The 22,532-nt window shown below is 73.0% G+C and carries 26 protein-coding genes; 18 read left to right on the top strand and 8 right to left on the bottom strand.

Translation table 11 applies throughout. From position 1 onward, the window contains the following. Positions 1–1,404, bottom strand: coding sequence for an MFS transporter (locus ACFZBB_RS09420; protein ID WP_391119531.1), 1,404 nt, complete (start codon positions 1,402–1,404; stop codon positions 1–3). A gap of 373 nt (positions 1,405–1,777) precedes the next feature. Here ACFZBB_RS09420 and ACFZBB_RS09415 point away from each other — a divergent pair, with 373 nt between their 5' ends. Further along, the gene (locus tag ACFZBB_RS09415; RefSeq protein ID WP_391119529.1) at positions 1,778–2,731 is read left to right on the top strand and encodes a helix-turn-helix domain-containing protein; all 954 of its coding nucleotides are present in this window, start codon (positions 1,778–1,780) and stop codon (positions 2,729–2,731) included. Positions 2,732–2,799: 68 nt separating this feature from the next. After that, a complete protein-coding gene (locus ACFZBB_RS09410) occupies positions 2,800–3,057 on the top strand; it encodes a lipopolysaccharide assembly protein LapA domain-containing protein (RefSeq protein ID WP_391119527.1) in 258 nt (85 codons plus the stop codon). A 78-nt stretch (positions 3,058–3,135) separates the two neighbouring features. Here the strand turns inward: ACFZBB_RS09410 and ACFZBB_RS09405 are convergent, their stop codons facing one another. Beyond that, a complete protein-coding gene (locus ACFZBB_RS09405; protein ID WP_391119525.1) occupies positions 3,136–3,627 on the bottom strand; it encodes a GNAT family N-acetyltransferase in 492 nt (163 codons plus the stop codon). An 89-nt stretch (positions 3,628–3,716) separates the two neighbouring features. On the opposite strand from ACFZBB_RS09405, the gene ACFZBB_RS09400 reads away from it, so the two are divergent. The 10 genes from ACFZBB_RS09400 to ACFZBB_RS09355 all read left to right on the top strand — a co-directional run bounded on the left by ACFZBB_RS09400 (position 3,717) and on the right by ACFZBB_RS09355 (position 12,082). Further along, positions 3,717–4,529, top strand: a complete 813-nt coding sequence (locus ACFZBB_RS09400) for an exodeoxyribonuclease III (RefSeq protein WP_391119523.1) — start codon at positions 3,717–3,719, stop codon at positions 4,527–4,529. A 276-nt stretch (positions 4,530–4,805) separates the two neighbouring features. Continuing rightward, a complete protein-coding gene (locus ACFZBB_RS09395; protein WP_391119521.1) occupies positions 4,806–5,543 on the top strand; it encodes a Mut7-C RNAse domain-containing protein in 738 nt (245 codons plus the stop codon). 237 nt (positions 5,544–5,780) lie between these two features. Continuing rightward, entirely contained in the window at positions 5,781–6,458 is a 678-nt protein-coding gene (locus tag ACFZBB_RS09390) for a helix-turn-helix domain-containing protein (protein ID WP_391119519.1), read from the top strand. Next, complete coding sequence (locus ACFZBB_RS09385) at positions 6,455–7,000, top strand: dihydrofolate reductase family protein (RefSeq protein WP_391119517.1); 546 nt, start codon at positions 6,455–6,457, stop codon at positions 6,998–7,000. Before ACFZBB_RS09390 ends, ACFZBB_RS09385 begins: the two co-directional genes overlap by 4 nt. Before the next feature lie 73 nt (positions 7,001–7,073). Beyond that, entirely contained in the window at positions 7,074–7,802 is a 729-nt protein-coding gene (locus ACFZBB_RS09380; RefSeq protein WP_391119515.1) for an SRPBCC domain-containing protein, read from the top strand. A 178-nt stretch (positions 7,803–7,980) separates the two neighbouring features. After that, positions 7,981–9,015 (top strand): thaumatin family protein, encoded by a 1,035-nt coding sequence (locus ACFZBB_RS09375; protein WP_391119511.1) that lies wholly within the window; start codon positions 7,981–7,983, stop codon positions 9,013–9,015. Between the two features lie 266 nt (positions 9,016–9,281). Continuing rightward, positions 9,282–9,968: an alpha/beta fold hydrolase gene (locus ACFZBB_RS09370; RefSeq protein ID WP_391119509.1), complete on the top strand. Its 687-nt coding sequence runs from the start codon at positions 9,282–9,284 to the stop codon at positions 9,966–9,968. Positions 9,969–10,109: 141 nt separating this feature from the next. Then, entirely contained in the window at positions 10,110–10,472 is a 363-nt protein-coding gene (locus ACFZBB_RS09365; protein WP_391119506.1) for a DUF1304 family protein, read from the top strand. 5 nt (positions 10,473–10,477) lie between these two features. Then, entirely contained in the window at positions 10,478–11,065 is a 588-nt protein-coding gene (locus tag ACFZBB_RS09360; RefSeq protein WP_391119503.1) for a TetR family transcriptional regulator, read from the top strand. 216 nt (positions 11,066–11,281) lie between these two features. Continuing rightward, on the top strand, positions 11,282–12,082 hold the full coding sequence (locus ACFZBB_RS09355) for a L,D-transpeptidase family protein (protein ID WP_391119500.1): 801 nt from the start codon (positions 11,282–11,284) through the stop codon (positions 12,080–12,082). A 328-nt stretch (positions 12,083–12,410) separates the two neighbouring features. Here ACFZBB_RS09355 and ACFZBB_RS09350 read toward each other — a convergent pair whose 3' ends face one another. After that, positions 12,411–13,016, bottom strand: a complete 606-nt coding sequence (locus ACFZBB_RS09350) for a DUF4291 family protein (protein WP_391119497.1) — start codon at positions 13,014–13,016, stop codon at positions 12,411–12,413. Between the two features lie 284 nt (positions 13,017–13,300). On the opposite strand from ACFZBB_RS09350, the gene ACFZBB_RS09345 reads away from it, so the two are divergent. Together ACFZBB_RS09345 and ACFZBB_RS09340 are read left to right on the top strand one after the other, a co-directional pair. Continuing rightward, the gene (locus ACFZBB_RS09345) at positions 13,301–13,690 is read left to right on the top strand and encodes a DUF4440 domain-containing protein (RefSeq protein ID WP_391119493.1); all 390 of its coding nucleotides are present in this window, start codon (positions 13,301–13,303) and stop codon (positions 13,688–13,690) included. A 3-nt stretch (positions 13,691–13,693) separates the two neighbouring features. Continuing rightward, positions 13,694–14,647 (top strand): LLM class flavin-dependent oxidoreductase, encoded by a 954-nt coding sequence (locus ACFZBB_RS09340; protein ID WP_391119490.1) that lies wholly within the window; start codon positions 13,694–13,696, stop codon positions 14,645–14,647. 104 nt (positions 14,648–14,751) lie between these two features. On the opposite strand, the gene ACFZBB_RS09335 is transcribed toward ACFZBB_RS09340, so the two are convergent. The 3 genes from ACFZBB_RS09335 to ACFZBB_RS09325 form a co-directional block, all read right to left on the bottom strand. Then, entirely contained in the window at positions 14,752–15,828 is a 1,077-nt protein-coding gene (locus tag ACFZBB_RS09335) for a Ca2+-dependent phosphoinositide-specific phospholipase C (protein WP_391119487.1), read from the bottom strand. 189 nt (positions 15,829–16,017) lie between these two features. After that, positions 16,018–16,341 carry an AzlD domain-containing protein gene (locus ACFZBB_RS09330; RefSeq protein WP_391119484.1) on the bottom strand — a complete coding sequence of 108 codons (324 nt, stop codon included), beginning with the start codon at positions 16,339–16,341 and terminating at the stop codon, positions 16,018–16,020. Continuing rightward, positions 16,338–17,051, bottom strand: a complete 714-nt coding sequence (locus tag ACFZBB_RS09325; protein WP_391119481.1) for an AzlC family ABC transporter permease — start codon at positions 17,049–17,051, stop codon at positions 16,338–16,340. The genes ACFZBB_RS09330 and ACFZBB_RS09325 overlap by 4 nt, the downstream gene beginning before the upstream one ends. Before the next feature lie 79 nt (positions 17,052–17,130). Between ACFZBB_RS09325 and ACFZBB_RS09320 the strand changes: the two genes are divergently transcribed. Beyond that, positions 17,131–17,766 carry a helix-turn-helix domain-containing protein gene (locus ACFZBB_RS09320; RefSeq protein WP_391119477.1) on the top strand — a complete coding sequence of 212 codons (636 nt, stop codon included), beginning with the start codon at positions 17,131–17,133 and terminating at the stop codon, positions 17,764–17,766. Positions 17,767–17,835: 69 nt separating this feature from the next. On the opposite strand, the gene ACFZBB_RS09315 is transcribed toward ACFZBB_RS09320, so the two are convergent. Next, positions 17,836–19,026 (bottom strand): hypothetical protein, encoded by a 1,191-nt coding sequence (locus ACFZBB_RS09315; protein ID WP_391119474.1) that lies wholly within the window; start codon positions 19,024–19,026, stop codon positions 17,836–17,838. Positions 19,027–19,174: 148 nt separating this feature from the next. Between ACFZBB_RS09315 and ACFZBB_RS09310 the strand changes: the two genes are divergently transcribed. Both ACFZBB_RS09310 and ACFZBB_RS09305 read left to right on the top strand, forming a co-directional pair. After that, positions 19,175–19,933 (top strand): crotonase/enoyl-CoA hydratase family protein, encoded by a 759-nt coding sequence (locus ACFZBB_RS09310; RefSeq protein ID WP_391119471.1) that lies wholly within the window; start codon positions 19,175–19,177, stop codon positions 19,931–19,933. An 86-nt stretch (positions 19,934–20,019) separates the two neighbouring features. Then, entirely contained in the window at positions 20,020–20,538 is a 519-nt protein-coding gene (locus ACFZBB_RS09305) for an AAA family ATPase (RefSeq protein WP_391119468.1), read from the top strand. A gap of 51 nt (positions 20,539–20,589) precedes the next feature. Here the strand turns inward: ACFZBB_RS09305 and ACFZBB_RS09300 are convergent, their stop codons facing one another. Next, positions 20,590–21,084, bottom strand: coding sequence for an anthrone oxygenase family protein (locus tag ACFZBB_RS09300; protein WP_391119465.1), 495 nt, complete (start codon positions 21,082–21,084; stop codon positions 20,590–20,592). Positions 21,085–21,453: 369 nt separating this feature from the next. Here ACFZBB_RS09300 and ACFZBB_RS09295 point away from each other — a divergent pair, with 369 nt between their 5' ends. Next, on the top strand, positions 21,454–22,506 hold the full coding sequence (locus ACFZBB_RS09295) for a cupin domain-containing protein (RefSeq protein WP_391119462.1): 1,053 nt from the start codon (positions 21,454–21,456) through the stop codon (positions 22,504–22,506). Positions 22,507–22,532: the final 26 nt, after the last annotated feature.

Below are 22,532 nucleotides of genomic sequence, written 5' to 3'. Positions count from 1 at the left end.
TCACCCCCGCGCGCGGACGGGTTCACGCCCCTTCGGCGACCGCAGGAACACCGCAGAGGCCACCGCTCCCGCCGTCACCAGGGCCGCGTTGACCAGTACGGCGAGCGAGATCCCGCCGAGGAGTACGTGCGGCGCCGCCGACGAGGCCGCGCCCGCGCGGGCGGTGACGACCGCGCTCATCACCGGGATGCCCAGCGTGATGCCGACCTGTTGCGTCATCGTGGCGAGGCCGGTGGCCAGACCCTGCTCCTCGTCCGGCAACCCGGACGTCGCGGTGACCATGAAGCCGACGATCGCCAGCATGTTGCCGACACCGCCGACGAAGGTCGCCGCCAGCAGGAGCCCCAGCCACCCGCGGCCCTCCCCGAGCGGCACCAGCGACGCGGTGGCGACCGCCTGGACCCCGCCGCCCGCGATCAGCGTCGCCCGCGTCCCGATCCGGCCGATCACCCGCGCCCCCAGCACCCCGCCCACGACGGTGCCCGCCCCCAGCACACCGAAGGCGAGACCGGTCGCGAGCGCCGAGAACCCCAGCACCTTCTGGAGGTAGAGCGTCATCAGGAAGACCAGCGACGTCTCCGTCACGAAGGCGATCAGCCCGGCCGCGTTCCCCCACACCACCGACCGGCGGCGCAGGATCCGTACCGGTACCAGCGGCGCCGGGGTCCGCCGCTCCACCGCGACGAAGGCGGCCAGCAGCGCCGCGCCCACCGGCAGGACGGTCAGCGTCACCGGGGAGAGCCAGCCGCGCTCGCCCGCCGACGTGAAGCCGTAGACGACGGCGAGCAGCCCGCCGGTGACGGTCACCGCGCCGGGCACGTCGAGCCGTGGCCGCGCGACGGGGCGGCTCTCGGCGATCAGCGCGGGCGCCGCGAGCAGCACCACGGCGACCACCGGCACATTGACGAAGAACGCCCAGCGCCAGCTCAGCAGGTCGGTCAGCACCCCGCCGAGCACCGCGCCCGCCGTGAAACCGGCCGACATCAGCGCCCCGTTCAGACCGAGCGCCCGGTCGCGCAGCGGCCCCTGCGGGAACGACGTGGTCAGCAGCGCCATCCCGGCCGGGGTCACGGCCGCTGTCGCGAGCCCCTGGGCGACCCGCGCCGCCAGCAGCATCGCCGGATCCGTCGCCAGCCCGCCGGCCAGCGACGACACCCCGAGCACCGCCATCCCGGCCAGGAACACCCGGCGCCGCCCGAACAGGTCCGCGACCCGGCCGAACAGCAGCGTGAAACCGGCGGCGGCCAGCGCGAACGCCGTCGCGATCCACTGGAGATTCGCCAGCGAGAAGCCGAGACCGCGGCCGACCACCGGCAGCGCCACGTTAAGGATCGAGAAGTCCACCGCGATCATGAACTGCGCGCCCAGCAGCAGCATCAGCGTCCAGCGCTGCCGCGCGCTCATCGGCGGCGGGCCGGACCTCGGGGCGGTGTCCGGTGTCCCGGTCCCGTCCGTCCGCGCTCTCCCCGTCCGGGCCGCGCGGCCCGCGCCCGCCGTCGGCGCGGGTGCGGATGTGGGTGTGGGTGTGGGTGTGAGTGCAGGTGTGGATGTCGGCGTGGGTGTGGGTGTGGGTGCTGGTGTCGGTGTCGATGGCGTCATCCTGCGGCCCTCCATAGCGGTGGTGCGGTCACCACGGAAGGCTCGTCGGCGGCGCGGTCCGTACCCAGACCCCCGTTCTTCGTACGCGGGCGGCACCTACGCGGGCCGTACGTACGTGGGCGGTGCCTACCACCGGCAGGGTCAGGCTCCGCGCCGGGCGCCGGGGCAGACTGGACGTATGGACGGCACCGCGCGCACCCCCTCCGCACTGGGCGAATTCCTCCGCACCCGGCGGGCGCGGCTGCGCCCCGAAGACGTCGGCGTCGTCCCGTACGGTGCCCGGCGCCGCGTACCGGGCCTGCGCCGCGAGGAACTGGCCCAGCTCGCGGGCGTCAGCGTCGCGTACTACACACGGCTCGAACAGGGCCAGAGCGCCAACGCCTCGCAGGCCGTGCTCGACGCGCTCGCCACCGCGCTGCGGCTCACCGACGACGAGCGCGCCCACCTGCGCCACCTCGCGCGCCCCGGCCGCGCGGGACGCCGCGCCCCGCAGCGGGCCGAGACCGTACGGCCCGCGACGCGGCAGCTCCTCGCCGCCATGGACGCGGTGCCCGCCGTCGTGATGGGCCGCCGCTACGACATCCTGGCCTGGAACGCGCTCGGCCACGCCCTCACCGCGGGCCACCTCGACCCCGACGCGCCCGACCGCCCGGCCGACCGCCCCAACGCCCAGCGGATGCTCTTCCTCGACCCGCACACCAGGGAACTGCACCCGCACTGGGACGAGGAGGCCAGGCGCGCCGTCGCCTCCCTGCGGCTGGCCGCGGGCGAGGCGGCCGACGACCGCGGATTCGCCGAACTCGTCGGCGAGCTGTCCATGAAGAGTCCGGAATTCGCCGCCCTGTGGTCCCGTCACCCGGTCAGCAACTGCACCACCGGCACCAAGACCTTCCACCACCCCGTGGTGGGCCGCTTCGACCTCGCCTTCGAGATGCTGCGGACCGCCGACGGCTCGGGACACCGCCTGCTGCTGTTCAGCGCGGCGCCCGGCACCCCGGACGAGGCGGCGCTGCGCCTGCTGGCGGCGAGCACGCAGGCGAGTACGCAGGCGAGTACGCACGGGAGCCCGTACGCGAGCACGCAGGTGAGCGCACAGGCGCGCACATCGGACGCACTCACCCGTTCGGAGTAGTTCGCAGCCCGCCCCGGCGCCTCCGCACCGATCATGAACGCAGGGGGACAGCGCCGAACCGGGAGCAGGTGAGCGTGGTGACCACCGAGAAGCCGCCGAGCGACAGCAGGTTCGGTTCGCTGATGACCCCGGGCCGGGTGACCGTGGCCGTGCTCGCGGTCCTCGCCCTGATCTTCATCTTCGAGAACACCCGCGACGTCAAGATCCGGCTGCTGATCCCCGAGGTCACGATGCCGCTGTGGATGGCGCTGCTCGGCTGCTTCATCGTCGGCGCGCTGGCCGGGATGTACCTGCGGCGCGGCGGCCGCAACAGGGGCGGGCGCTGACGCCGCGACCTCGTGCGGGGCGCCGCGATCCGTGGGGTACGCGCGGGTGCGGTGCGATCAGCGGCTTAGATCAGCGGCTTATGGTCCCGGCGGCGCGACCAGCGGCTTGCCGAGGCACACACTCAGCTCGTCGTGCCGGTAGTAGCCGAATTTCGGCACCGGCAGGTAGCCGCACGAGCGGTACAGCGCGATGGCCTCCGGCTGCCGCTGACCGGTCTCCAGCACCATCCGGGTCCGGCCCGCCGCCGCGGCCGTCCGCTCCAGCTCGGCCAGGATCGCGCGGGCGAGACCGCGCCCGCGCGCCCGTGCCACCACGAACATCCGCTTGATCTCCGCGTCGCCGTCCGCGTGCCCGTCGGGCGAGTCGTCCTGGGCGCGCCAGCCGCCACTGGCCACGGCGTGCCCGTCCTCGTCGTAGGCCAGCAGGTACAGCCCGCGCGGCGGGTCGAAATGGGCCGCGTCCATAAAGGTCGAGTCCCCGTCGCCGTACCGCTCCACGTACTCCTGCTGCACCAGGTCGTTGAGCTTCACCGCGTCGGGGTGGTCGTAACGCGTCGTTCTGATCTCCACGCCCGATATCGTACGTGCGCGGTCGTACGTACGTGCGGACGGGGGATACCGAAGCGGTCCCGCCGACCGGCCCCGGTATCGTCCAGCGCATGTCGACCACCGTCACCACCGTGAACGTCAACGGACTCCGCGCCGCCGCCAAGAAAGGCTTCCTGACCTGGCTGGAGGAGACCGGCGCCGACGTGGTCTGCCTCCAGGAGGTCCGCGCGGAGCCCGACCAGCTCACCGTCGAGCTGCGCGACCCGGCGGGCTGGCACGCCTTCCACGCGCCCTCCTCCGCCAAGGGCCGGGCCGGTGTCTCGCTGTACACCCGCGAGGAGCCCAGCGCCGTCCGCGTCGGCTTCGGCGCCACCGAATTCGCCGCCGCCGGGCGCTACCTGGAGGTCGACCTGCCCGGCACCGGACCCGGTCTGACCGTCGGCAGCCTCTACCTCCCCTCCGGCGAGGTCGGCACCGAGCGCCAGGCGGAGAAGGAGCGCTTCATGAAGGACTTCGCCGTCCACCTCGACGCGCTCCGCGACCACGCCGCCGAAACCGGCACCCATGCCCTCGTCTGCGGCGACTGGAACATCGCGCACCAGGAAGCGGATCTGAAGAACTGGCGGGGCAACCGCAAATCCGCCGGCTTCCTCCCCGAGGAACGCGCCTGGCTCACCGAACTCTTCGGCCCCGGGGGCTGGACCGACGTCGTCCGCCGCCTCCACCCCGACGTCGAGGGCCCCTACTCCTGGTGGTCCATGCGCGGCCAGGCGTTCGACAACAACACCGGCTGGCGCATCGACCTCCAGGTCGCCACCGAAGCCCTCGCCGCCGCGGCCACCACCGCCGTCGTCGAGCGCGCCGCGAGCTACGACCAGCGCTGGAGCGACCACGCCCCGGTGACGGTCACCTACGACATCTAGGGCCTGTTGCGTGGATCTCCGCGGCGTCCCGGCGCCCGGCACGCACATCCGCCGCGTTGGCGTGGGTCGACGACGCTCCGCGTCGCCTCCCTCCTCCGCCTTGCATCCGCACCCACCGGACACCGCTCCTTCCCCACCGAGATCCACACGACAAGCCCTAGACCACGGCGGCGCGGGGCGCGCGCATCACACCCCCCAGTTCCACCGTCTTCAAAACACTTACGAGCGGCGCGGAACTCCGTGGCCGGGCCCGGTGGGCGATGGCATGCTGAGTCCGTGAACGGACCGCACATCACCGTCAGCATCCCGGCTGAGCTGCACCTCTTCGTGGCCGCCGACCGGCGCCGCGAGGAACCCGGCGCCGTGGTCACCGACGGCACGTCGTCGCTCGGGCACGTCGTGGAGTCGCTGGGCGTGCCGCTCACCGAGGTCGGCGCGCTGTCCGTCGACGGCCGCGACGTCCCGAACGCGCACGTCCCGGCGGCGGGCGAGGCGGTACGGGTCCACGCGGTCGTACGGCCGCAGGAGGTGCCGGGCGCGCCGCTGCGCTTTCTGCTCGACGTCCATCTCGGCACGCTGGCACGGCGGTTGCGGCTGCTCGGGGTCGACGCGGCGTACGAGAACGAGGACATCGGCGACCCGGCGCTCGCCGCGCTCTCCGCGAGCGACCGCAGGGTCATGCTGACGCGCGACCGGGGCTTGCTGCGCCGCCGCGAACTGTGGGCGGGCGCGTACGTCTACAGCGACCGCCCGGCCGACCAACTGCGCGACATCATCCAGCGGTTCGCGCCCGACCTCGCGCCCTGGACCCGCTGCGTCGCCTGCAACGGCCTGCTGACCCCCGCCGACAAGGAGTCCGTCCGCGACCGCCTGGAGGGCGGCACCGAACGCTCCTACGACGTCTTCGCCGCGTGCGCCTCCTGTGGCCGCGTCTACTGGCGCGGCGCCCACCACACCCGCCTCGAAGCCGTCGTCGCCGAAGCACTCCGCGACGCCGCCCCCACCCGGCACTGACCTCACCCGGCACTGACCCCGCGTGGCACTGACCCCGCGTGGCACTGACCCCGCGCGGCACTGACCCCGCGCGGACCGGCACTGCCCCCCGGAACCGCTGGTGGGACCGACCGGTGCCCCCATGGGACTGGCCAGTGCCTACATCAGGCTGACCGATACCCACGCCGAAGGCCGCGCCCGCCCACCGACAAGAGAATGCGTCTGGACAAAAAAAGTTTTCGGTGAGACGCTGAAGCCATGTTGGACGTGAGCGTGATCGAGAACCCCGAAGCGGCGGCGACGTCGCTGGACCCGATACGGTCCCGGCTGCTGGCCGAGCTGGCGGCGGGCCCGGCGTCGGCGACGATGCTCGCGGCGAGGGTGGGGCTGCCGCGGCAGAAGGTGAACTACCACCTCAAGGCGTTGGAGAAGCACGGCCTGGTCGAGCTGGCGGGCGAGCGCAAGAAGGGCAATGTCACCGAGCGGCTGATGCGGGCGACCGCGGCCTCGTACGTGATCTCGCCGATGGCGCTGGCCGCCGTGCAGCCCGATCCTGCCCGCTTCCGCGACCAGCTCTCGGCGCGCTGGCTGCTGGCCGTCGCCGCCCGGCTGGTCCGGGACGTCGGCACGCTGATCACGGGCGCCGACCGGGCGCGGCAGCGGATCGCGACCTTCGCGCTCGACGGCGAGGTCCGCTTCGGCTCGGCGGCGGACCGCGCCGCGTTCGTGGACGAACTGACCCGCGGCATCGCCGCGCTGGTCGCCAAGTACCACGACGAGGAGGCCGAGGGCGGGCGTCCGCATCGGATCGTCGTCGCCCTGCACCCCACGGTGAAGACCCCCGAGGCCCCCGCCGTCACGAGCGGTGGCGCCGATGCCGCCGCTGTCGAACCGGCCGTCGGCCGGCCCACCACACCCCCTGAGGAAGCGTCATGAGGAAGCTTGTCGTCAGTGAATTCCTGTCCGCCGACGGAGTCATGGAGGCGCCCCACGAGTGGCACGGCCCGTACTTCGACGACGACATGGCCGGCGCCGTGTCGTCCCAAATGGACGCGTCCGACGCCCTGTTGCTCGGCCGCACCACCTACGACGGCTTCGCCGCCGCGTGGCCCGCGATGGCAGGCCAGCCCGGCGGCGACCACATGAACGGCATCGCCAAATTCGTCGTCTCCAGCACGTTGGAGAAGGCCGAATGGAACAACTCCACCGTCCTCAGCGGAGATCCGGCCGCCGCCGTCCGTGAGCTGAAGCAGCGGGACGGCGCGAACATCACTGTGATGGGCAGCGCGACGCTCGTGCAGTTGCTGCTCGGGCAGGGCCTGGTGGACGAGTTCGACCTGCTGGTGCACCCGATCGTGGTCGGCCGCGGCAAGCGGCTGTTCCAGGACGGTCTGCCGCAGACCCCGTTCACCGTCGTCTCCTCCGAGCTGTTCGCGTCCGGCGTCCACCACGTCGTCTACGCGCCGCGGAAGGCGTAGGGCCGGTCCGGCCTTCCCGCACCCGCACGGCCCCCGTCCACGTATCCCCTGGAGCAAGGAGCTCTGAACAACCATGTCCAAGCACTTCGAGATCGTCCGTGAATTCGAGGTCGACGCCAGCCCGTCGCAGGTCTGGGACGCCATCACCACCGGTACCGGGGGCTGGTTGTGGCCCATGGAGTACGAGCCCAAGGAGGGCGGCGCGGCGCCGTTCGGCGGGACCGTGGTCGCGTGGGACCCGCCGCACCGGCTGACCGGGCGCACCGAGGACGCCGAGGGCATCTCGGTGCAGACCTTCAACCAGGTCGACCACCTCATCGAGCCCCGCGAGGGCGGCGGTTCATGGGTGCGGTACGTGCACAGCGGCATCATCGTCGAGGACTGGGACAACCAGTACGACGGCGCTAACAAGCACACCGACTTCTACATGCACACCCTGCGGGAGTACCTGCGGTACTTCACCGGCCGCATCGCCGTCTTCGGCGGCGCGGAAGGCCCCGAGGCGTCCGGCGCGCCCGACGCCTTCGAGACGGCGGCCCGTGCGCTCGGGCTGGCGGACGACGCGGCCGAGGGCGGGACCGTACAGGTCGAACTGCCGGGCGCGGGACGGGTGGAGGCCGTGCTCGACTTCCGCAACCCGTACTTCATCGGGCTCCGCACCGACCAGGCGATGTACCGCTTCTTCGGCCGCAACCACTTCGGCGCGACGGTCGGCGTGAGCGTGCACGACTTCGCGCCGGGCGCCGACGCCGAGCGGATCGGCGCGGACTGGACGCGCTGGCTCGCCGGGGTCTACGCGTAACGCCCCCTCCCGCGGCCGGAGTCGGGCCTTCGCCGTACCGGAAATCCGTTATCCCCGCCGCTCACCGGCCGTCTCCTGATCGCCGGTGAGTCGGCATGTGCGGGACGGACGTGATGCGCTGGCCACAGGCATCAACGGTATTGACGGCGGCTACGGCGGCCACGGCGCGGAGGAAGCGATGGGACGCAGAGCTCGGCACGGCGGGCGATCACGGCGCGGTGCCGTGTCGGCGGCGGTGGCGCTGGCCGTCGCGGCCCTGTGCGTGGCGGTCTGGGTGGTCTCCGGCCAACGGCCTGGCGGCGGTTCGGCCGACACCTCGGCCACGGCGGGCGCCGCGCCCGTATCGGCGGGTCAGGTCACGACCACGGCCGCGCCGTCCGTGACACCGACCGTCACCGCCTCCGCGACGACCGCCGCCGAGAAGCCGAAGCCGACCGCTTCCCGGCAGCCCGCGCGGCCGACCGCGTCGCGCACCGCCGCGCCGCCCGCCGGTACGAAGCTCCCACCCCGTTCCGGCACCAGGGTGTTCACCTTCGTCAACGACGTGGACCAAACGATCTGGCTCGCCTCGGGTGAGCAGACCGCCCGGCCCGCGCTCACCACCACCGGCTGGGTCCTGCGCCCTGGGCAGACCCTCAGCGTCCGCGTGCCCGACCACTGGAACGGCCGCTTCTGGGGCCGTACCGGCTGCTCCTTCGACGCCTCGGGCCGCGGCCACTGCGAGACCGGCGACTGCGACGGCCGCTTCCAGTGCCCTGGTTACGGGGTGATCCCGGCGACGCTGGCGGAGTTCAACCTCAATTCGTGGGACGGGATGGACTTCTACGACGTCAGCCTCGTCGACGGCTCCAACCTCCCGATGTACATCAACCTCGTCGGCGGTACGACGAAGGACCCGATCTCGGCGAACGGCTGCTCGGCCGCGGGCTGCACCCACGCCGTGGACTGTCCGGCCGCCCTCCAGGTGAAGCCCGGTGGCCGGGTGGTCGGTTGTCAGTCGCCCTGCGGGGTCTTCGACACCGACCAGTACTGCTGCCGCGGCAAGTGGGCGCCGCGCTCGATGTGCCTGCCCGACCAGTGGCCGGTGAGGTACGCGGACGTGTTCAAGAAGGCCGAGCCGTTCGCGTACTCGTATGTGGACGACGACGCGACCAGCACCTTCACCAGCCGGGGCGAGGCCGGGTACCGGATCACTTTCGGGCTGAGCCGCTGAGCCGGTGAGGCACCCGAAGGGCCCGACCGACCGGCCGGGGACGACGTACCGACGCCGTATGTCAGGGCGGAGTCGGGGGCGGGAAGGGCGGCGGTCGTGACCGGCGCCGGGACGACGACGCGGGCGGCGCGGAAACCGCCGTCGTCGGCCCGGCCGACCGGGGACGGCCGCCGCCGATCCGCGATGAGTTTCGGCCGCGCCCGCGGTCCTATGGGGAGCAGCGGGCCCGTGTCCTGGGCGCGCCCCGACGAAAGCAGGCGTGAACGATGGCGACCTTCGTACTCGTCCCCGGCGCGGACGGCCGCGCCTGGGGCTGGCACCGGCTCGTACCGGAACTGCGCGCCCGCGGGCACGAGGTGGTGACGCTCGACCTGCCCGAGGACAGCGCCGCCGACCTCGACGCCTACGCGGACGCGATCGTGGCGGCGTGCGGCGATGTCGACCGGCTGGCCCGGCCGCTGGTCCTCGTGGCGCTGTCGCTCGCCGGATTCTCCGCGCCGCTGGCCTGCGAGCGGCTGCGCGCCGACCGGCTCGTACTCCTCAACGCGATGGTGCCGCTGCCCGGCGAGACGGCGGGGGAGTGGTGGGACCACACCGGCCAGCAGGCCGCGCGCGAGGCGTACGCGCGGGAGGAGGGACGCGACACCGCGTTCGACGTGCGCGTCGACTTCTTCCACGACGTGCCGCGGGAGATCACCGAGGAGGCCATGAACTCCGCCCCGTCGGGCGGCGCGCCGGAACCGGTCTTCACGCAGCCGTGGCCGCTGACGGCGTGGCCCGATGTGCCGACCCGCTTCCTCCAGGGCGCGCAGGACCGATTCTTCCCACTGGAATTCCAGCGGCGGCTGGGCAAGGAGCGGATCGGCGTGGACGTGGAGGAACTGCCGGGCGGGCATCTGCTCGCGCTGAGCCGGCCGCGCGAGTTGGCGCAGGCGCTGGTGCGGGACGTGTGAGCCGCGTGCGGCCGACCGCGTAACGGCGGCTGCCCGGCGCAGCGACTTCCCGCCAGGGAGAGGGCCTTCCAACTTCCTGTACAGTTGTCCAGGAAGTCCGAGAGCGGGAAGTCCGGTCAACGGAAGGCGTGGTGCACGGTCGTGAAGGTCGTCGCGGGAATCCTGGTCGGCGCGGTCGCCGCCTTCCATGTGTACGCACTCGTGCTGGAGATGTTCCTGTGGCGCGGTCCGCGCGGCCGGGCACTGCACGGGCTCGACGACGAGGGCGCCAGGATCACCGCGCCGCTCGCCGCCAACCAGGGCCTCTACAACGGCTTCCTGGCCGCCGGACTCGTCTGGGGCCTGATCGCCTCCGACCCGGTGGGCTTCCAGGCGCGGGTGTTCTTCCTGTGCTGTGTGATCCTGGCGGGTGCGTACGGCGCGGCGACCGCGTCCCGCAAGATTCTCTTTGTGCAGTTCGCGCCCGCGGTCGTGGCGCTGGTGGCGGTGCTTGTGACTGGATGAGGGGTGTGATCGCTACGGGTGAGGTGAGCGGGGGGCGCGCGACGTCCGATCCCCGTACGCTCAGGACCCGCGCCCGGCTGCGGGCCGCGCTGCTCGACGAGTGCGCGGAGCGCCCGCTGGACCAGGTCAGCCTGTCGGCGGTGGCGCGCCGCGCGGGGGTCGGCCGGGCGACCCTGTATCTGCACTACGACGGTCTCCAGGCGCTCGCGGTCGACGCCTGCGCCGACGTCGTACGGGAAGCGGTCGACGCGCTGCACGCCTGGACCGCGCCGCCGGGGCCCGACGCGCCGCCCGCGCCGCTCGCCGAGTTCCTCGGCGTCGTGGCCGGGCGGGCCGACCTTTACCGCGGTCTGATCGCGGAAGGCGGCGGCGGCCCGCTCGGCGCGCTCCTGCACGACGAACTCCGCGCTCGTTCGTTCGCCGACCGCACCCGCGCAGGTGCCCCGTCGCCCGCGCTCGCCGCCTCCGCCACCGCGGCCGTGTTCACCGGTCTGCTCGCCGACTGGCTGCACGGCCGTCTCGATCTTTCGCCGGACGCCTTCGCCGCTCACGTGTGGCGGTTGCTGGTCGCGATCCACCGCGCCGTCCGCTGAGTGTGCGCTGACGCCCGGTCAGGGCGTACGGTGTGCGCGGCGGGTGCGGAACGTGGGGGATATGCGGGGCAAATCGGGCGAGAGGTAACCCTGGGTGGTGCATATGGGTCTGAGTTTGCGAGGATCGCCGGGATGACTTCCGCTCCCGCGGGCTCCTTCGCTGAGAGCCGCTCCACAGAAGGCCGTGGCCGACACCGCCAACGGCGTCAGAAACATGTGCTGCGACGGAGGGCCGGAATCGGCGCCGCAGCGTTCGTCGTACTCGCGGTCGTCGGTGCCGGATATGTGGTGATGGACCGGCACGGCGCGGGTTCCGCCGCCGCGGACAGCGGCAGGAACAGCGGCCCCGGGCACGGCCGGGCGGCGGCGCCCAGCGCGTCCGCCAAGGCCGTGCGCCCCGGCACCCTGAGCGTCAAGGACGAGGCGCCCACCGTGATTCCGGGCCTCGGCCCCAAGACCCGCTCCGCGATCCCCGCCGCCACCCGGCAGGTGCTGGTGGCCTCGGGCAAGGCCAAGAATTCCGCCGACTCCACCGTCACCCTGTGGTCCCGTACCGCCGACGGCCACTGGAGCGCGGGCGCGGCCTGGCCCGCGCACAACGCGCTGCGCGGCTGGACCGACAACCACCATTCGGGCGATCTGCACAGCCCCATCGGCGTGTTCACCCTCAGCGACGCGGGCGGCTTCGACGCCGATCCGGGCGCCAAGCTGCCGTACCACCACTCGTCCGCCTTCCGCGCGGGCGGCGTCGGCTTCGACGGCGAGCCGCTGGACGCCGCCTTCGACTACGTCATCGCCATCGACTACAACCGGGTGCCCGGTACGTCCCCGCTCGACGGCACCCAGCCGCTCGGTGCCAGCCGTGGTGGCGGCATCTGGGTCCACGTCGACCACGGCGGCCCGACGCACGGCTGCGTCAGCGTCTCCGCGGCGCACATGGTCGACCTCCTGCACACGTTGGCCCCGGCGGACCACCCGGTGATCGTGATGGGCGACCACGCCTCGCTGTCGGCGTAGTCCTCTCCCGGTCTCCGCGCCTGCTGACGGATCGCCGAGGCCGCGCATCCGCACGCCCGCCCTGCTCAGCGCGTGACCTCACGGCGCTCCCGCATGCGGCGGGCGTGGCCTTCGGTGTCCGGTGCGCCTTCGCAGCCGGGGAGTTGGGTCCGCCGGCCGAACCACAGGTCCGAGGGACCCAGCGTTCGCAGAGTTCGACGGCGCGGGGGACGCCCGCCAGCGCACCGCGAATTGCGCCACCATGCCGACGGTGACCAGCCCGAACACGACCGAGAAGACCCACAGGGCGACACCGTCGTCCCTGGCCCCGCCCACCGCCTCCCACGGGTCAGACACCCGAACTCCCGCCCACCCGCTCCGGCAGCCCGCCCACGACGTCATACGCCCGCTCCTCCGGCACCAGTCGCTCCGCCCCCTCGACGTCCCCGACCCCGACCAAGCGGTGCACCTCCCGCGCCAGCGGCGTCACATCCCTGATCCCCACGATCCACGTGTCCGCGTACTCCCGCACCGCCTCACCCGACAGCCCGAGTTGCAGCGACCGGTACGGCAACGGCCGCAGCCGCACGTCCCGTTCGGGGTCCCACTGCACCCGCGCGGGAGCGCGCTTGAGCTGCCGACGCCACGCGTCCCGGTCGGCGTGCACGTCAGGGGAGTAGTGGGACAGACACGCGTGCCGAAGCGCCCACTCGAATCCGTCACGAGTGATCTCCACGGCGAGCACCGTCTCCTGCCCCGCCTTGGCGGCCCAGCCGCAGCGGTACATCATCCACAGGAACGACGGCTTGATCCACGTCATGCGGTCCCGGCTCCAGGCGGCGGGGAAGCGGCCGTCGCGGGCGGCGGGGAGGCCGATCGCGGGGGCGTAGGCCTGGTAGACGGTGATCGTGGTGGGGGTGTGGAGGGCGCGGACGCGCCGGGCGGGTTCTCGCATGGGGACACAGTGCAGTGGAGGCGGTGGGGGTGGCCAGCGAATTGTGGAGCGGGGAGGCCCGGCGAAGGAGGTGAGGGGAGGGCGGGGGCAGGGCGTTACTCCCTGGGGAGTACGGGTGGGGGCGGGGCGGGTTGACCGGGGGAGTACGGCAGAGGCATACCGCCGGGCGATGCGGCGCGGCGGCGTGCGGGGGAGTCTGGTGAGGCACCCCGGACCGGCAGACGGGTGGCCGGGAGTCCGGCCTCCGCCGGGGCTTTCGCACCCGCTCGCGAGGAGGCACGGCCATGGAAGACGAGCAGGAGCTGACGGACTTCGCGCGCCGATGGACCGAGGCGGAACGGCGCGGTGACGTGACCGCGCTGGACGCGCTGCTGACCGACGACTTCAGCGCGGTGGGACCGCGTGGCTTCGTCCTCGACAAGAAGCAGTGGCTCGACCGCTACGCCTCCGGCGCGCTCGTCCACGACGCCTTCACCTGGGCCGAGGTGACGATTCGTCAGTACGGGCGGGCGGCCGTCGCCACCGGGGTGCAGGGCCAGCAGAGCGACTTCGACGGGCGGGACGCGGACGGGTACTTCCGGGTGACGCAGACGATCGTCGAGACCGACGGCGTATGGCGGTTGGCCGCGCTTCACCTCAGTCCGACCGGCGACCGTCCGGGACCGGAGGCGTAGACCATGCGGATCAGTATCAGTGTCGCCCACGACGCCTGGCCCGAGGGACCGCGGGGCTCCGCACGGCAGTTGGAGCGGGTCGTCGCCACCGCCGACGAGATCGGGCTCGACACGGTGTGGGTCGCGGACCACCTGACGCGGACCGACCCGACGCGCTCACCGGACGAGGCGGTCCTGGAGGCGTACACGACGCTGGGACTCCTCGCGTCGCGCAGTGAACGGGTGCGGCTCGGCGCCATGGCGAGCCCGGTCGGCAACCGCGCGGCCGACCTGCTGATCAAGGCGGTCACGACGCTCGACGTCCTGTCCGGCGGCCGGGCCTGGCTCGGCATCGGCGCCGGATACGCCGACCACGAGGCCGCCGCGATGGGGCCGCCCGCGCCCGGCGCCCCCGAACGCTTCGAGCGGATGGAGGACGTGCTGCGGCTCGCGCACCGGATGTGGTCGGGCGAAGACAGCCCCTTCCGCGGCGCGCACTGCGACCTGGCCAGGCCGTACGCCAGTCCGCTGCCGCTCAGCGGCCCGCACCCGCCGGTGCTGATCGGCGGAAACGGCGAGGCCCGGATGCTGCCGCTGGTCGCGCGGTACGCCGACGCCTGCAATCTGCTCGACGTGCCGAACGGCGGCGCCACCATCCGCCGCAAGCTCGACATCCTCGCCGTGCACTGCCGCAAGATCGGCCGCCCGCTCGGCGACATCGACACGTCCGTCAGCGTCAGGCTGCGGCCGGAGGAGTCGGCGGACGAACTCGTCGCGCACTGCCGCCACTTCGCCGGTCTGGGCATCGGGCACGTGGTGCTGATGCCGGGCGGCCCGTGGACGGAGGCGTCGACGCGGACGCTGGCGGCGGCGCTGCCCGCGGTCCGCGGCCTGCACCGGGAGGAGGCGGCCGGGACGAAGGCCGCCCACCTCGACACTCACCGGGCGCCCGCGTTCGGCGGCGTCGTCCCCGTCTGAGCGGGACGGGAAACGCCGGCGGAGAAGGGAACGGCACCCCACGGCCGGCGGTCGCCGTGGGGTGCCGGTGTGCGCGGCCGCGGCCGGCCCCGGAACCAGGGCCGTCAGCCGTTGCCGCGCGGCAGGACGAGCGACTGGATCTGGGGAAGCCCCTTCCAGTCGTTCGAGGCGATCGTCGCGTGAGCCGCGGCGAGTTGGGCGATCCGCGCCTGCGCGTCGGCCGGGGACGGATTCACGTCGTCCAGGGCGGGCGCGACATTCTGCGAGTCGGTCATCACGAGCAGGTAGTGCCGCGCGTCGTACCAGTTCGTGTCGACGTTGAGGAACGCCGAGGCGTCACCGTCGAAGATCACGAACCACGGGCGCAGCGAGGCGTCGGAGTACCGCGAACGCGGGTCGCCCGACTGCACGTTGTGCACGGTCGGGAAGACCTGGGCGGTCGAGACGTGCCCCTTGAGGTAGCTCGCGTACTCGACGTCCGTCCACAGCGTGTCGGTCGGGTTGTTCTCCTCGACGGTGCCGGGGATGATCTCCAGGATCACCTTGCCCGCGAGCTGCTGCCGCGTCGGCCAGTTGCCCGCCTGGGCGGCCTCGTCGAGCGTGCTGTAGCTGCCGCCGCCGGGCTTGGCCAGCAGGTCGGACGGCTTGAACACCAGGCTGCCGAGGTGCGCGCTGATCGACTGGTCCAACTTGGCAGGGCTCATGCCGAGGTTGGCCTGGAAGCCCGCCTTCATCTCCAGCTTGATCATCAGCGGCGCGTGGCCGGGGTGCGCGCCGAGCCAGACGCGTACGTCGTCCAGGCAGCTCTCCAGGTCCTTGTTCGCGCCGCCCGTGTAGAGCTGCGACGGCGAGGACGCGTCCACGCAGTTGTTGCCGTTGCTGGTCAGGCTGGAGTGGCTGACCTTCCACTCCTGGGTGAAGAAGTCGTCCCACACGTCCAGTTCGATCAGCGACGTGCCCGTGTCCAACGCCTGGGCGAGGTACGGGAAGGCGGCGGGGTCGTAGGTGTTGTGCAGGCCGGACGTCGTGGCGCCCGAGAACGGCAGGGAGCCGGTGTCCGCGGCGGACGCGGATGCGCCGCCTCCGGCTCCGGCGACGGTGAACGCCAGGCATGTGGTGAGCACGCCGAGCAGCGCCGTGCGCAGTCGTAGGGAAACTCGTCGGGACAGCGGACCGGTCACGTGTCCTCCAGTGGGGGGTGTCTCTCCGTCCGGACGGTGACTGCCGAGCGTGAATCGACGGAGACATGTCACGTAACACGATCTGGAATCCGGCTGTCAGCTACGAATCGAGCCGATCTTCAACGCAATTGACGCCACGTCAGGGGCGGTTCGGTACGTTGTGGGGCCCGCGTCACGTCCGTACCGCTTTCAGTTCGCGCCCAGCAGTCGCAGCGCCGCCGTGGTCGCCGCGGCGGCGAGCACCACCACGAGGAAGGGCGCCCGGCGCCACGCGCACAGACCGCCGACGGCGACCCCGGCCGGGCGGGCGACTCCGGCGAAGCCGTGGCCCTCGGTGAGGCCGGACGTGGCGACCAGGGCGGCGAGCAGCACGACGACGCAGAGCGCCATCAGCCGTTCCAGGCGCGGCGAGAGGGTGACGCGGGCGCGCAGCACGGGCCCGGCGAAACGGAAGGCGAAGGTGCCCGCGCCCAGGGCGACGGTGGCGAGCAGCAGGCTCGTCCCCGTACTCATCGTCCCGCTCCGGTCCGCACGGCGGAGTCCGGCTCCTCGCGAGGACCGCCCGCCCGCGCCGCGCCGACCCCGGCAAGGGCGAGCAACACCGGCAGTCCGGCGGGCAGATACGGCGTCGCGACGAGCGCGATCACCACTCCGGCCAGCGCTGCCCTGCGCGTCGCGGAGTCACCGAGGGACGGCAGCACCAGGGCCAGCAGCACGGCGGGGAAGGCCGCGTCCAGCCCGAAGGCGTCGGTGTCGCCGACCGCGCCGCCGCCGACAGCGCCCAGGACGACACCGGCGTTCCAGCAGACGAACAGCCCGATGCCGCACGCCCAGTACGCCGCCCGCCGCCGTTCCGGCTCGCGCTGGGCGAGGGTGAAGGCCACGGTCTCGTCCGCCATCAGATGGCTGCCCGCGATGCGGCGGAGCGGCCCGGCGCCGAAGACGTCGCCGACCGCGAAGCCGAACGGTACGTGCCGCGCGTTCACGAGCAGGCCCGCGACGACCGCCGCCACCGGATTGCCGCCCGCCGCGACGATGCCGATGAACATGAACTGCGACGCGCCCGCGAAGACCACCACCGACAGCAGCATCGGCAGCCACACCGGCAGGCCGAGCCCCACGGCGATGGCGCCGAACGACACCCCGACGACGGCATCGGCGACGCAGACCAGGGCGATGTCCTGCACCAGGTCCTTCTCCGGAGTTCGCCATATCGAACGCATCGCCGCCTATAATGAACGGAGCGAGGGTCGTTCGTCAAGGCGAACGAATGGACTTGTTTGGCGAACGAAGGGTGTGGCGATGGTGGCGGACAAGGGGGCGCACGCGTCAGGGGAGCGAGGGGAGCCGGGACGCGGCGCGGACGAGGGCGGACGGGAGCGGCAGAGCGGGCGGGCCCCGCTGGCGGCCATCGCGGAATCCCTCCAGCGCGAGCGCCGCCGCGCGGGCCTGTCCCTCGCCGAGGTCGCCCGCCGCGCGGGCATCGCGAAATCCACGCTCTCCCAGCTCGAATCGGGCACCGGCAACCCCAGCGTCGAGACCTTGTGGGCGCTGAGCGTCACCCTGAACGTCGCCTTCGCCCAGCTCGTCGACCCGCCCCGCCCCCGCGTCCGCGTCGTCCGCGCGGGCGAGGGCGTCGCCTTCGCCGCCGAGCGCGCGGATTACGTGGCCACGCTCCTCGCCTCCTGCCCGCCGCACGCGCGCCGCGACCTCTATCTGGTGTCCGTACAGCCCGGCACCGCCCGCGAGTCCGACCCGCACGCGCCCGGCATGATCGAGCACGTGGTGCTCAGCACTGGCCGCGCGCTGGTCGGCCTCACGGACGATCCCGTCGAACTCCACCCCGGTGACTACATCGCCTATCCGGGCGACGAGCCGCACATCTTCCGCGCGTTGGAGCCGGACACCCTCGCGGTGCTCGTCCAGGAGCACCACTGACGCTTGACGCTGCCCTGAGTCAACTCCGTGTGCAGCGCCCGTGGTCGCGGCGCGTCAGCCCGCGGAGCGTCAACGCGGCCGTGTGCAGGGTGCCTTGCGTGCGGAACTGGAACAGCCGCCAGTCGCCTGCCGTCGGAGGCTCGGCGCGGAAGGCCAGTTGGGGCCGCCGTGATCGCCGTTCACCGCCGTCGTCGGATGCAGGTGCGCGAACGCCAGATCGCCGGTGTGGAACGCGGCCAGGTGCGCGTACGTCCCCAGGTACGGCTGGAGATCGGTCACCGGGCGGCCGTTCCTGGTCGCGGTCACGGCCGGCGGATGCGCCATGCCCGCCATGCCCGCCATGGCGGCGCCCTTCACCGTCACCGTGTAACCGTCCACCTTGGCGCTGGTCTTGGGCGCGGGCAGCGGCACGGGCGACGAGGCGGCGCCGGGGGCCGTGACCGTACGGCTCAGGACGACGTCCGTCCCCTTGCCGGGGCCCGCGTCCGGCGTGAAGGACGCGAAGAACCGCCACGCGCCGCCCGCGAGCGCCGCCAGCCGCGCCGTCCAGGTGCCGTCCTTCGCCATCCCCGGACGCACGTGCTGGAAGCCGGTGAGATCGGACCGGACCGCGTAGAAGCGCATCCGCTGCGTCTGGTCGAGCGCGAAGGCCGTCAGCGGCCTGCCGTCGGGCGCGGTGACGGAGAAGCGGTACGTGGCGGGCGCGCCGGTAGGCAGCCGTGCGTCGGGGGAGACCAGGCGGTAGCCGTCGCGGCCGGCGGACAGGCCGTTGGCGGCGGCCGGGGCGTCCATGCCGTTCATGGAGGGCGTGGACGGCGTGGAGGGTTCCGAGGGCATGGACGCGGTGGGCGAGACGGCGCGGTGCCGGAGGCGGCCAAACCCGCGCCTGCCCACGGCAGTACGGCGAACGCGACCTGCGTCCAGCCGGTGAGCGGTGCCCGCGCGCGTACGGGCGTGGCCCAACAGGTGCCGCCGGAGCCGCTCTTGGCGACGTGGGGGGGCGGGGGCATGCGGCCGTACGTGCGGAATCGAGTGGGTGGTCGCGGCGATGGTCGCGTCAGCAGGCACGGCAGCGAACATCCGCGCGCTGTCCATGTCCGTGCCCATGTCCATGGTCATGGGCACGCCGTGGCAGCCCTCGCTCGCGGAAGCCGGTGCGCCGTGCATGAAGAACAGCCCGAGCAGGACCGCGGACACCGTCAACAGCCGGGGCGTACGCGGTCGGCGCGCGTGTGCCGTACCGTCGCCGTCCGCTGTCACCCGGTTGACGATATACCCCCAGGGGGTGTCTTGCTCAGGCGGGTGCCCGCGTGTTAACGCTGCGGGTACGCGGTTCATGCACGATGCCCGCGACACATGGACACGTAAACGCGTAAACACGCAGACGACCGACCGGAAGGCGCGAGAGATGTCCGTACGCAGCGAGCGCGAAGGCGCCGTCACCACCGTGGTGCTGTCCAGGCCGGAGGCCCGCAACGCGGTGGACGGGCCCACGGCCGCCGCGCTCGCGGACGCCTTCCGTGCCTTCGACGCGGACGAGGAGGCGGCCGTCGCCGTCCTCTGGGGCGAGGGCGGCACCTTCTGCGCGGGCGCGGACCTCAAAGCGATCGGTACCGCCCGCGGCAACACGGTCGCCGACGACGGCGACGGTCCGATGGGGCCGACCCGTATGCGGCTCGGGAAACCGGTGATCGCCGCCGTCTCCGGGCACGCCGTCGCGGGCGGCCTCGAACTCGCGCTCTGGTGCGACCTCCGCGTCGCCGAGGAGGACGCCGTGTTCGGCGTCTTCTGCCGCCGCTGGGGCGTTCCGCTGATCGACGGCGGCACCGTACGGCTGCCCCGGCTGATCGGCGCGGGCCGGGCGATGGACCTCGTCCTCACCGGCCGTCCGGTCGACGCCGCGGAAGCCCTCGCCATCGGCCTTGTCGACCGCGTCGTCCCGCCCGGCACCGCCCGCGCCGCCGCCGAGCGACTCGCGGCCGAGATCGCCGCCTTCCCCCAGACCTGCCTGCGCGAGGACCGGCTCTCCCTGCTGGAGCAGGAAGGTCTGCCCGAAGAGGCCGCCCTGGCCGTGGAGTTGGCGCACGGCCGGATCTCCCTGACCGAGGCGGCGGCGGGCGCCTCCCGCTTCGCCTCCGGCGAGGGCCGCCACGGATCGTTCACCTGACGCCGAACGCCCGCCGTAGGCGCCCACGCCGTAGTCCTGTCGGGGGTCCCCGGAGGGCCGCCCACGTGCCCGTTATGCTCGCGAGCGTGATCGTGTGGCTCAACGGCACCTTCGGCGTCGGCAAGACCACGACGTCCCGGCCGCTCACCGAACTCCTCCCCGACGCGCGGATCTTCGACTCCGAGACGGTCGGCTGCATGCTGCGCCCCGTCCTCGCCTCGGTCCCCGTCGCCGACTTCCAGGACCATCCGCCGTGGCGCGCGCTCGTGGTCGAGACGGCCGCGCAGATCCTCGGCTACGTCGGCGGGACGCTGGTCGTACCGCAGTCGGTGCTGGTGCGGGCGTACTGGACCGAACTGCGGGACGGGTTCGCGAAGTCCGGCATTCCGCTGCGGCATTTCGTGCTGCACGCCGACCCGTCGACGCTCGCCGCGCGGATCGACAACGACCCCGAGGGGACCGGCATCAGGCGCTGGCGGCACGACCACGTCGCCCCGTACGCCGACGCCCTCCCCTGGCTGCGCGAGGAGGGCGAGATCGTCGAGACGGCGGATGTCGCCCCCCACGAGGTGGCGCGGCGGATCGCGACCGCGGTGACCGCCTAGGGCGTAACGGCCGCGAGGCCGTGCGCCGTTCGCCCGTCGGCCCGGCGAGGGTCATCCCCGGCCCAGCCGCAGGGCCCAGGCCAGGCAGCCGAGCGCGGCGGTCGTGGTCAGGACGCGGGCGACGTTCCAGCGCAGCCAGGCGGACTCGAACTGCTCGCGGACGGCGGCGAGATCGTGGATCTTCGACGGGTCGCCCGCGGCGGCGAGCTTGTCGTTGAGCGGGACGTTGAAGCCCATGGTGACGACGAGCGAGGCGGCGTAGAGGACCACCCCGGCGATGATCCACGGCAGCGCGGGCCGTCCGTCGCCGCGCCAGTGCAGCGCCGCCGCGATCCCGCCCAGGACCAGGGCGCCGCCGAAGGCGAGGCTGAACCAGCCGTTGAGTATGGCCACGTTGACGCGTTGCATGGCCTCAACGAACGTCCGGTCGTCCGAGGCGGCGAGGCCCGGCATGACGGCGACGGAGAAGGCGAAGTACAGGCCCGCCATCAGGCCGGTGGCGAGCGTGGCGGCGAGCAGCACGAGACTGCGGATGTCGCCGGACATAACAACTCCTCTGGATTCTCGGGGACGAGCGGTCGGGTTCCGACCCGACTCGGGGCGCTGGTAGGCGGGTTGGTGGTCACGACCGGACCGGTCCTGCGGAAGCGGCTGCTCCCAGCGCGGCTGCCGCTTCGGGTCCGCCGCGCCGCCGCCGGACACCGGCTGAGGCGGCGGCGTGCCGTACGGCCGCGCCGCGAACTGCTGGTGCGGAGCCTGCTGAGGCGGCTGTCGAGGCGCCCGCTGAGGTGTCCGGTCGCGGGGCGCGGTGTGCGCGTTCGGTGTCATGGCCTCAGTGAAACGGCGGCGAGGTCGGCGGGACCATCGTCCAAAAGCTCACCCCCATGCGCGGGCGTCCAGTCCTAGGCTGGGCGCATGGACGCACTGGCGAATCTGCTGGACGGGCCGCGGGCCCGAGGCGCCTTCCTGCTGCGGTCGATCCTCACCCCGCCCTGGTCGCTGCGGATCGAGGACCGGGCGCCGCTGACGCTGGCACTGATGGTGCGCGGCGACGGCTGGGTGGTGCCGGACAAGGGCGACCCCGTACGGCTGTGCCCCGGTGACATCGCGGTGATCCGCGGCCCGGAGCCGTACACAGTCGCGGACGCGCCGGCCACCGAGCCGCAGATCGTCATCCGTCCCGGGCAGGTCTCCGCGACCCCGCAGGGCGTCGAACTGTGCGAGGAGATGGACCTGGGGGTGCGGACGTGGGGTGATGTGCCGCCCGAGGCGCTGGGTACGGTCGGGGCGCCGGGACCGGTGCGGTCCGTGTCGGGAGCCGTCGGCGTCGGCGCAGGTCAGAGGGGCGCCGGGACCGCCGAGGACTCCGTAGTGATGATCACCGGGACGTATCAGATGCGCGGCGAGATCAGCCAGCGGTTGCTCTCCGCCCTGCCGCACGTCCTGGTCATGCCGGGCGACGCCTGGGCCAGCCCGCTGCCCGCACTGCTCCGCGAGGAGATCGTCAGGGACGAGCCGGGGCAGGAGGTCGTCCTCGACCGGCTCCTCGACCTGCTGCTGATCGCGGTGCTGCGTGCCTGGTTCTCCCGCCCGGAGGCCGGTGCGCCCGCCTGGTACGTCGCCCAGGGTGACCCGGTCGTCGGCCCCGCGCTGCGCCTGCTGCACGACGACCCCGCGCACCCGTGGACGGTCGCGGCGCTGGCCGCCAGGACCGGCGTCTCCCGCGCCTCCCTCGGCCGCCGCTTCACCGATCTCGTCGGCGAACCGCCCATGTCGTACCTGACCAACTGGCGGCTCTCCCTCGCCGCCGACCTGCTGCGCGAGCCGGACGCCACCATTGGCGCCGTGGCCCGCAAGGTGGGATACGGCAGCCCCTTCGCGCTCAGCGCCGCCTTCAAGCGCGTACGCGGCATCAGCCCGCAGCAGCACCGCGAGGGTGTGGTGGCGGAGGGGAGCGCGGCGTCCTGATCCGTCCGGCGGGCGCGAGGGGGCCT

The sequence above is a fragment of the Streptomyces sp. NPDC008139 genome (assembly GCF_042957025.1).
Taxonomy (GTDB): Bacteria; Actinomycetota; Actinomycetes; order Streptomycetales; family Streptomycetaceae; genus Actinacidiphila.
This window is presented reverse-complemented; position numbering and strand designations above follow the sequence as displayed.